The 8,955-nt window shown below is 56.9% G+C and carries 7 protein-coding genes; 3 read left to right on the top strand and 4 right to left on the bottom strand.

Going from position 1 to position 8,955, the window contains the following annotated elements:
• Window positions 1-1,230 (top strand): GAF domain-containing protein (locus WC026_RS14640; protein WP_372711749.1); only part of this gene is annotated, 1,230 nt, incomplete at its 5' end.
• 357 nt (window positions 1,231-1,587) lie between these two features.
• Here the strand turns inward: WC026_RS14640 and WC026_RS14635 are convergent.
• Window positions 1,588-1,764 carry a hypothetical protein gene (locus tag WC026_RS14635; protein ID WP_372711748.1) on the bottom strand — a complete coding sequence of 59 codons (177 nt, stop codon included), beginning with the start codon at window positions 1,762-1,764 and terminating at the stop codon, window positions 1,588-1,590.
• A gap of 789 nt (window positions 1,765-2,553) precedes the next feature.
• On the opposite strand from WC026_RS14635, the gene WC026_RS14630 reads away from it, so the two are divergent.
• Complete coding sequence (locus tag WC026_RS14630; RefSeq protein WP_372711747.1) at window positions 2,554-2,919, top strand: ArsR/SmtB family transcription factor; 366 nt, start codon at window positions 2,554-2,556, stop codon at window positions 2,917-2,919.
• The gene (locus WC026_RS14625; protein ID WP_372711746.1) at window positions 2,897-3,391 is read left to right on the top strand and encodes an SRPBCC family protein; all 495 of its coding nucleotides are present in this window, start codon (window positions 2,897-2,899) and stop codon (window positions 3,389-3,391) included. The genes WC026_RS14630 and WC026_RS14625 overlap by 23 nt, the downstream gene beginning before the upstream one ends.
• Window positions 3,392-4,002: 611 nt before the next feature.
• Here WC026_RS14625 and WC026_RS14620 read toward each other — a convergent pair.
• The 3 genes from WC026_RS14620 to WC026_RS14610 form a co-directional block, all read right to left on the bottom strand.
• A complete protein-coding gene (locus WC026_RS14620; protein WP_372711745.1) occupies window positions 4,003-4,323 on the bottom strand; it encodes a hypothetical protein in 321 nt (106 codons plus the stop codon).
• A 72-nt stretch (window positions 4,324-4,395) separates the two neighbouring features.
• Window positions 4,396-5,613 (bottom strand): efflux RND transporter periplasmic adaptor subunit, encoded by a 1,218-nt coding sequence (locus tag WC026_RS14615; protein WP_372711744.1) that lies wholly within the window; start codon window positions 5,611-5,613, stop codon window positions 4,396-4,398.
• Window positions 5,603-8,785 (bottom strand): efflux RND transporter permease subunit, encoded by a 3,183-nt coding sequence (locus WC026_RS14610; protein ID WP_372711743.1) that lies wholly within the window; start codon window positions 8,783-8,785, stop codon window positions 5,603-5,605. Before WC026_RS14610 ends, WC026_RS14615 begins: the two co-directional genes overlap by 11 nt.
• Between the last annotated feature and the right edge of the window lie 170 nt (window positions 8,786-8,955).

Here is an 8,955-nt window from a genome sequence, read left to right as displayed (position 1 = left end):
CCTGCTTCATCCCCGCCCTCGCGCCGACGCAGGCACAGGGCTCCAATCTGCCGCACTTTTAGTCCGGCGCGGCCGAACAAATCAGCCGCTTCTGTGAGGGATTATTGCTCCGGCTTTTACAGTGAGTTCGATGCGCGCCAATCGTCATCAGATCTAGGTACAGAAAACCCTGATCGATTGGCGGCCTTGGATGAGACAGGGTTGCTCGATATCGAGCCGCAGGCGCATTTCGATCGTTTAACGCAACTCGTTGCACAGCTTCTGAAGTGCAAGGTCGCATTGATCAGCTTGGTCGATACCGACCGCCAATTTTTTCTAAGCCAGTGTGGATTGGGCGAGCCTTACGCCACCAACCGAGAAACGCCTCTATCGCATTCCTTCTGTCAGTACGTCGTCACTTCTAGGGCACCGCTTGTCATCGTCGATGCAAGAACCGACCCGCTCGTTGCCACCAACGGCGCAGTAGTCGATCTGGGCGTGACGGCCTACATTGGCTTCCCGATTATGACGCGGGATGGTCAGGTGTTAGGCTCCCTTTGCGCAATCGAGACGGAACCGCGACAATGGACTTCTGACGATCTCGATCTTGTCGCGAAGTTTGCGCGGATTGCGGAGGATGAGATCGCATTAGGTGACAGAGCGGTTGCAGCAAGCGTTCGCGCAAACGCAAGCGCGATTTTGGCCCGTGAGTATCATCATCGCGTAAAGAACTCCTTGGCGGTTTCGTCAGCGCTTGTACGGATTTCCGCCAAGGATGCTTTTTCAATCGACGAAGTTGTGGCCACCGCAAGCGCTCGTCTCTCGGCGCTGGCGAACACCCACGACTTGCTGATGTCTAAGAGCGATGCTGTCGACCTCAAGGAATTAGCGGCTAAGTTGCTGCTTCCATATTGCTCGCCGGGATCACGCGCGGATGTCGAAGGGCCTACGGTTCTTTTGAAACACGGCCAGGTGACGCCCCTTTGCCTCTTCCTTCACGAGTTAGCGACAAATTCCGCTAAGTATGGAGCGTTTGAAAATCACGGCAGTGTATCGGTGCGCTGGACTGAAGATAACAGGAAGAACGTCGATCTGCGCTGGACAGAAGAGTTGACGAATTCGCTAGATCAAGACCGTACGACGGGGTTCGGCACCACGCTTTTAAAGATCGCCGCTGGGCAATTGGACGGCCGCTACACGTCGCGATGGGTGGATGATCACCTTTTAGTAAGGCTGACATTTCCGACATGAGTCAGCCAGTCGGCGTGGCGTTTCAATCGATCTAGCACTTCCCAACAATTGCTCGCGACAAGCTGGGATCTCAACGCCTGTTCTCTGCCAAAACTCCGACTGTGATTAGGCTTCTTTCCAATGGTTAAGTGCCTGCCCGAGCGATACCATGCGAAGCGGTCAAGCCTGCGGCGGTCGGAGTTCTTGGAGTAAGGCTGGTGGTGCAAAGCCACTGTGCGTCCCGACGGACATTACGCCAGGGATGATTTACGCCTATCCAGCTATTAAAGCCATTCCGCCCAGTGTGGTGCCCAGTGTGATGACTGAAGAGCGCGCGATGTAATAAAACACCCTGGCGATTTACCAGGGTGTCGTTAGTCAGCGCTTGCGTTCGTTATTTTGAGAACCTTCTTTGTGACCGGGCTGGTTCTCATGGCCGCCTTGCTGATGTTTTTTTTGATCTTTATCGCGTTCGTGGCTTTGCTCTTGTTGACCGCCTTTTTGCTGGCCACCCTGTTGTTGATGGCCGCCTTGCTTCTCGTGATCGCTACCCATGATGTCCTCCTTGGGTTGGGATCAGGAAACTGACGCTAAACAGGAATGTTCCAAAGATTTGTGCAACAATTCGTTTACGACGCATCACGTGGGGGGTTTTCGATGCCGACCGATCCAGTCCGCCTTCGGAAGTTTTGTCAGGAAATCGAAGAGACGCTTCATGACAAACTGCGCTAACTGCACCACGAGCCGTTGTTAGGCGCGTGCGCGCGTCAGTGTTGGAGTTTAAGCAAAGCATTTTTCCAAAGAACGTCCGGCCGTCCAATTTAAAGGGAAATTGCCCCATGCATCGTCACGTCAAATTATTCGCGGTCGCCTGCGTCGTCGTTTCCATTGCCTATGTCGCGGGGCGTTACGTCATGTGGAACGAGGCGGCGCAATACGACGCCACACATCCCTAGCTAGACGTATGAGGTTGTGACATCGGTTCGGATGAAATGGCGGGCGGCCTCCAATGGATTGACGTTGCGCCATCGCGACGCATCGGTGCGAACCTTGTTCCTTTCTGAATGAGCGCAGCGGTTCGATTGCCAGTCGCGAACGGATTGTGCAGTTCAAACGCTTCTATCATTCGAACGCTGTGAAGGACTTCCATCACGTTTCGTGCGTCTGTCCGGTCGGCCGACGCCTTTTCATAGCTTTGCGCGCGCTGTTGGACACGTTCCAGGTAAGCCGTTTTGGCTTGATTGTACGCGTCGAGTTTGAGGCCGTAAACGCTACGCAGCCCTACAAAGCAGCATGAATGTCCCACTTGCGTGCCACGAATTCGTAAGTTAAATACTGAACCGAATGGTTCAGCATTTTCAAACTCGCTTCGACACCTCGTTCGCCGCGCTCTCGGACGCCACACGACGCGGCGTTCTGGAACAACTCGCCCGTGCCGACGCTTCGATTACGGACTTGGCCGATAAGTTCCACATGACTCTTACGGGCATGAAAAAGCATGTCGCCGTCTTGGAGCAAGCAGGCCTCGTCACGACGGAGAAAATCGGCCGCGTCCGAACCTGCAAGCTCGGCCGGCGTCGCCTGGACGAAGAGGCGGCATGGATCGAGAAGCACCGCCAGCTTTGGGCGGAACGTTTCGATGCACTGGACCACGTTGTCGAGGAATTGAAACGGAAGGAGAAGGCCAATGGCCGCAAGAAAAGAAGGTAACAGCAGCACGACGGTTGAACGGAAGTCCGAGCGTGAACTCGTCGTTACGCGAACCTTCAATGGCCCGGCGCGGATCGTGTTTCAGGCTTGGACCAAGCCGGAACTGTTCCAGCGGTGGTGGGCGCCGAAGTCGTGCGGCTTGACTATACTTTCCTGCGAGATGGATGTCCGTACCGGGGGTACTTATCGCCTGGTTATGCGCCACCCGTCTTCGGGCCAACCCATGGCGTTCTTCGGCCGGTATCTCGACGTAGTGCCGCATTCGCGCGTGGTCTGGACGAATGACGAAGGCGGGGAGGATAGTGCGATCACCACGGTGACATTCGAAGAACGGGGTACCGAGACCCTGGTCGTGGTGCACGAACTTTACCCGTCGAAGGAAGCGCTCGACGACGCCATGGCTTCCGGAAGCACTAGCGGGTGGAGCGAGCAGTTCGAACAACTGGATGCGTTTCTTCTTGGTGGGAGCTGATTGGAGGCGGGCACGACTGCGTTGGGCATCGGAAGCGTGAGCGCACTACTTGGCCAGGAGAAGTGCGCTCAGACCACGCTTTAAAAAACGCCGCTTTTACAACGGCTTGGGCGCAAGCGCTTGAGCGTGCTTCTCTACAAAATTCATTCAGGCAAAACCCATTTCAAAATGAAATCGATTTTTCCTTCGGCACCACCACATCCCATCGAAATCAGTTTGCTAGTGAAAGAACCCGCATCTCCTCGGGAGTGCGTTTGCAATCGCGGCAGTCCGTCTCGCACGCCGTGAATTCGAGGCGCATACCGCAAGCGCTACATCGGCAAGTTCGAAATAAAGAAGCCCTGCCGTTTGATCGGCAGGGCTTACAGGATTCACACCACCCTCACGCTTGCCGGTTTCGGTCCCGCTCGTCCGACCTGACAACCAGCGGTGCGTTTCCCGCTATCTTGAGCGGTAGCGAATGCGGCCGTCACGAACAAGTCACAATAGATGTAACTGAACGCAACAAAGGAAAATTGAGCAACGCTTCCGCTCATCGCTCCGGATGACTAAACCACTTTCAATACGTCAGAAATTTTTTAGCTGTGACGCTCTGGGTACGCACCATCCGATTAGCGCGCGTTGGCAGGCGGCGGCCGGTTCGCATCAAGCCGTTCTTGCGTTTCTTCACGATCGCGCGATGACTCGCCATCAGCAGGCAGATTGATATCCGGCGGCGGCTGCTTGTGCGCCGGAATGTCTGGAGATGTTGGCGAAACTTGCGAATTATTTTCGCTTCCAGGACCGACTTTTCCTGGCTCGACGTGCTCGGCATCCTTCGCGGGGGTCTGCGTAATCTGTTGCACATCACCACCGGAAGGCTCAGCTCTCGCAATCCCGAGCGGAACTGCGATCGGCGCCGCGCAGACACAAACCAGAAGCAATTCCCGCATTCGAGGCACGCTCCTCTATCACTCAATGGAGAAAACGCGCTTGCCGGCTTCAGCGTTCCCGCTGGAGAGGTTTCAGCCCTTGTTGTTCGGACGAACTCCACTCGATGATGACGAGGGCGCCGTCGCAGGCGTCGGCTGTTCTTTGACGTTCACTTTGTCCCCGTCGACGACGTCATCAGGGGCGCTCTCGAGCACACGGTCTTGCGGAGCAAGTCCGGATGCAATCTCAATCGCGCTTCCAAGATCGCGCCCGATCGTAATCGACTTCATGACGACCCGGTCTTCGGAATTGAGCGTCGCGACCCGCAGGCCGTCCTTATCGAAAATGACGGCGCTCGACGGAACGACCAGAACATCCCGCTGGTCGCCGACCGTCAAATGCACATTCGCATACGCGCCGGGCATCAATTCGCCGGCGGCGTTGTCGACAACGAGCTGCATGCGCGTCGTTCCCGAGGCCACATCAACGGCCCCCGCGGACGCTTCGACTTTTCCTTCATACGTTTTGCCGGGCCGCTCCGGAACCGTCAGAACCGCCGTCGTTCCGTTCGTGACCATTGGCACATAAGTCTGCGGCACGTTCACATAAAGCCGGAGCTTGTGAATGTCCGCGACCACAAACATTTCCGAGCCGGTCGAGCTTCCCGTATTGATCAGGTTGCCGACGTCCGTATTGCGCACCGTCACGATGCCTTCGAAGGGCGCAACGATACGCTTGTACTCCGAAAGCGCCTTCAGACGATCGACGTTGGCCTGCGCCGACGTGACCAGCGCCGTCTTGGCTTCGAAATCCGCGGCCTTTTCATCGGCCCCCTGGCGCGTCACGTAATCCTTGGGCAACAGCACCTGATAACGCTCGTTCGTAACCTTTGCCAAGGCAGCCGTCGCCTTGGCGTTGTTGAGTTCGGACTGCGCCTGAAACAGCTGCTGGTCGAGATCGGGCGCATCGATTTCAGCGAGCAGGTCTCCCGCCTTGACGCGCGTACCGATCTCCGCCTTGCGGCTCGCGACATAGCCGCTGACGCGCGCGAAAATCGCCGCCTGCGAGTAGGCGTCAAGCCGCCCCGGAAGATCGATGACGCCAATGCTCTTCTGCACGCTCGGCGTCGTGACCGCAACAGTGGGGACCGATCGCTCGGCGGATTTTATCCTGAGGCCGGCGAGCGTTTGGTCCCTGCATTGAATGCCGGTAAACCCGATGAATGATGTCGCGCCGACAAAGGCGATGGCAGCCAGCGGCGTCCTCCAGCGCGAGCGCGCCCGTGTCTCCTTGGGCAACTCAGGCGACATTGTATTCTCCCGGAATGAAATCGGTCGGCTTGGCCGCTGCTTTGCGCCGGTGCATCAAACTAAAAACGATTGGGACAACAAACAAAGTCGCAGCAGTTGCGAATATGAGACCGCCGATCACGGCGCGGCCGAGCGGCGCATTCTGCTCGCCGCCTTCTCCGAGGCCAAGCGCCATGGGCGCCATACCGATGATCATCGCCAGCGCCGTCATCAAGACCGGCCGGATACGAACATAGCCGGATTCAAGCGCCGCCATGATCGGATCACCGTGCTCGGCAAGTCGCTCGCGTGCGAAGCTGACGACGAGCACGGCATTTGCAGTCGCGACACCCATGCACATGATCGCGCCGGTCAACGCCGGCACTGACAGTGTCGTCCCCGTCGTGAACAGCATCCAGATGATGCCGGCAAGCGCCGCCGGAAGAGCCATGATGATGACCAGGGGATCCGTCCAGGATTGGAAGTTGACGACGATCAGCAAGTATATAAGCACGATCGCCCCGAGAAGTCCGAATAGCATTCCGGAATAGGCGCTATTCATTGTACGCACCTGCCCCAGCAGAACGGCCGTCGCACCCTTCGGTAAATCTGCTTTGGCCTCGTCGACGACCTTTTGAATATCCGCCGCGACGGCCCCGAGGTCACGCCCCTCGGTTGTCGTCAGAATTTGCACCATGGACTGGATATCATATTGCGAAACGACGGCATTGGACGTCGTTCTCCCGAGATTGACGACGCTCCCAAGAACCTGTGGCGCGGTGGCGTCCGCCGCCGTAATCGGCAAATTCTGAAGCGATGCCAGACTGTCCAAAGAATACTGCGGAGTTTGCATGACGATCGGATACGACACGCCGTTTTTCGGGTTCAGCCAATAGACCGGCGAAACCTGCCCCGATCCGGAAAGGCTCGTTCCCAGGCTGCTCGTCACATCGCGCGCCGTCACTCCGACGTATTTTGCGCGGGAGCGGTCGACGTCGATTTTAAACCCCGGATTGTCACGCGATTGCTGGATACGGGCATCGGCGACTCCGGGAATCAAACGTATTTTCCGCAAAAGCTTATTCGCATAATCGAAGTTTTCGGTGAGGTTCGCGCCGCGAACCTGGAGATCGATCGGTGTCGGCGCCCCGAAATTCAGGATTTGGCTGACGATATCCGCAGGCAGGAACGAGAAGGTCGTTCCGGGAAACCGCAGCGGAAGCTCATCGCGCAACAGACTGACGTACTCCGCCGTCGGGCGATGACCCTCTTTGAGCGCAATCTGGATGTCTCCATCCTGCGGGCCGATCATGCCGGTGTTGTTGTAGGACGTGTTGATGCCGCTGATCGGCATGCCGATGTTGTCGACGATCGCATCCAGGTCTTTAGGCGGGATGATCTCGCGAATGACATCCTGAATCTCCGCGAATTTTCGCGAACTCTCCTCGACGCGTGTGCCGACTTCAAGCCGCGCGTGCATCAAAATCTGCCCGGAATCAACCGCCGGGAAGAAGTTACGTCCGAGATAGGGAAGCAGATAGAACGACAACCCGATGAAACCGAGAGAGAACAAAAGAAACATCGCACGCTGCGAAAGGGCACGTTCCAGAAGGTCGCGATAGCTCAGGCGAAGCGCCTCGAATCCATGCTCGAACTTGCGTTGAAAAAGCGCGAACGGATTGCGGGTCGGGGTGTCGTGTGCGTTCGGATCATGCGGCTTCAGAAGATACTTCGCCATCGTCGGCACGAGCGTTCGTGACAAAATGAACGACGCGACCATCGCGAATACGACAGCCTCTGCCATTGGCACGAACAGAAACTTTGCGACGCCTTCGAGAAAAAACATCGGCACGAAAACAATGCAGATGCAGAGCATCGACACAAACGCCGGCGTCGCGATCTGGTCGGCGCCATCGAGGATCGCCGTTTCGACGTCTTTGCCCTGCTCCAGATGATAATTGATATTTTCGATCGTGACCGTCGCTTCATCGACGAGAATACCGACGGCAAGCGCAAGCCCACCCAGCGTCATGATATTGAGTGTTTCACCGAGTGCCGACAGCATGGCAATCGATGACAGCACCGCAAGCGGGATCGACGTCGCGATGATGATCGTCGACCTGAAACTTCCAAGAAACAGAAGGATCATCAAGCTCGTCAGCGCCGCCGCGAGAATACCTTCATGGATTACGTTTTTCACCGCGCCGCGAACGAACAGCGACTGATCGCCAAGATACGAGATCGTCAACTCACCCGGCAGACCGGGCTTGATTTCATCGACTTTTCTTTTGATGCCTTCGATGATTTCAGGCGTCGAAATGGGACCGCTCTTCAGTACCGACAACAGCACCGAGCGCGCGCCGTTCACGTGAACGACGTTCTGCTGCGGCGGATTTCCGTCACGCACGCGGCCCACGTCCTTGACGTAGACCATACCTCCGTTGACCGCCTTTATCGGCAGGTCACCCAATGCCGCGAGGTCCGACGGCGCGCTATTCAATTCCATGGTGTATTCGGTCGCGCCGATTTTCTGTGTGCCGACCGGATTGATCAGATTTTGCGCATCAAATGCGTTGGCGACATCCTGCGCGGAAAGGCCTTTGGCATGCAGCGCCGCGGTATCGAGATCGATCTGAATCTGTCGCTGCTTCCCGCCGTAGGGGTAAGGGATGGCGGCGCCGGGAACCGTTACCAACCGGATGCGAACCTGGTTCATGCCCAGATCGGCGAGGTTTTGTTCAGTCAATCCTTCGCCGCCGAGCGCCAGCTGCAGGATAGGAACGGTCGAAGCGCTGTAGTTGAGAATAAGCGGCGCGGTCGCGCCTGGCGGCATCTGCTTCAGCATCGTTTGCGCAATGGCCGTCACCTGCGCATTGGCGACACTGATGTTGACCTGCGGGTGAAAGAAAATTTTGACGACGCCGATGCCGTTATACGAATTGCCTTCGATATGCTCGATGTCATTGACGGTCGTCGTCAGGGCGCGCTGGAACGGCGTCACCATCCGGCCTGCCATGCCGTCGGCGGGCAAACCCTTGTATTGCCAAACCGTGGCAATGACGGGAATGCGAATTTCCGGAAAGATATCGATCGGTGTTCTGACCGCGGCGAGTCCACCAGCGATCAGAATGAGGAGCGCAAGAACGATGAACGTGTACGGCAACCGCAGCGCAATGCGTACAAGTGCAGCCATGAGTTAAATTTCTCCGCCCGCTCGAAGGCAATTCAACCACGGAGCCCTCGGCCTATAACTGCTGGATCGGCCTCAATCCGTCTCAGTCCCGCCGTAATTTCTTCAGCGACAAAATCGCCCGACAGACCCTGAGGCTCGACGGATCTAACAGCCCAAGCTCCATAACGAAC

Source organism: Hyphomicrobium sp., assembly GCF_041674905.1.
Taxonomy (GTDB): Bacteria; Pseudomonadota; Alphaproteobacteria; order Rhizobiales; family Hyphomicrobiaceae; genus Hyphomicrobium_B.
This window is presented reverse-complemented; position numbering and strand designations above follow the sequence as displayed.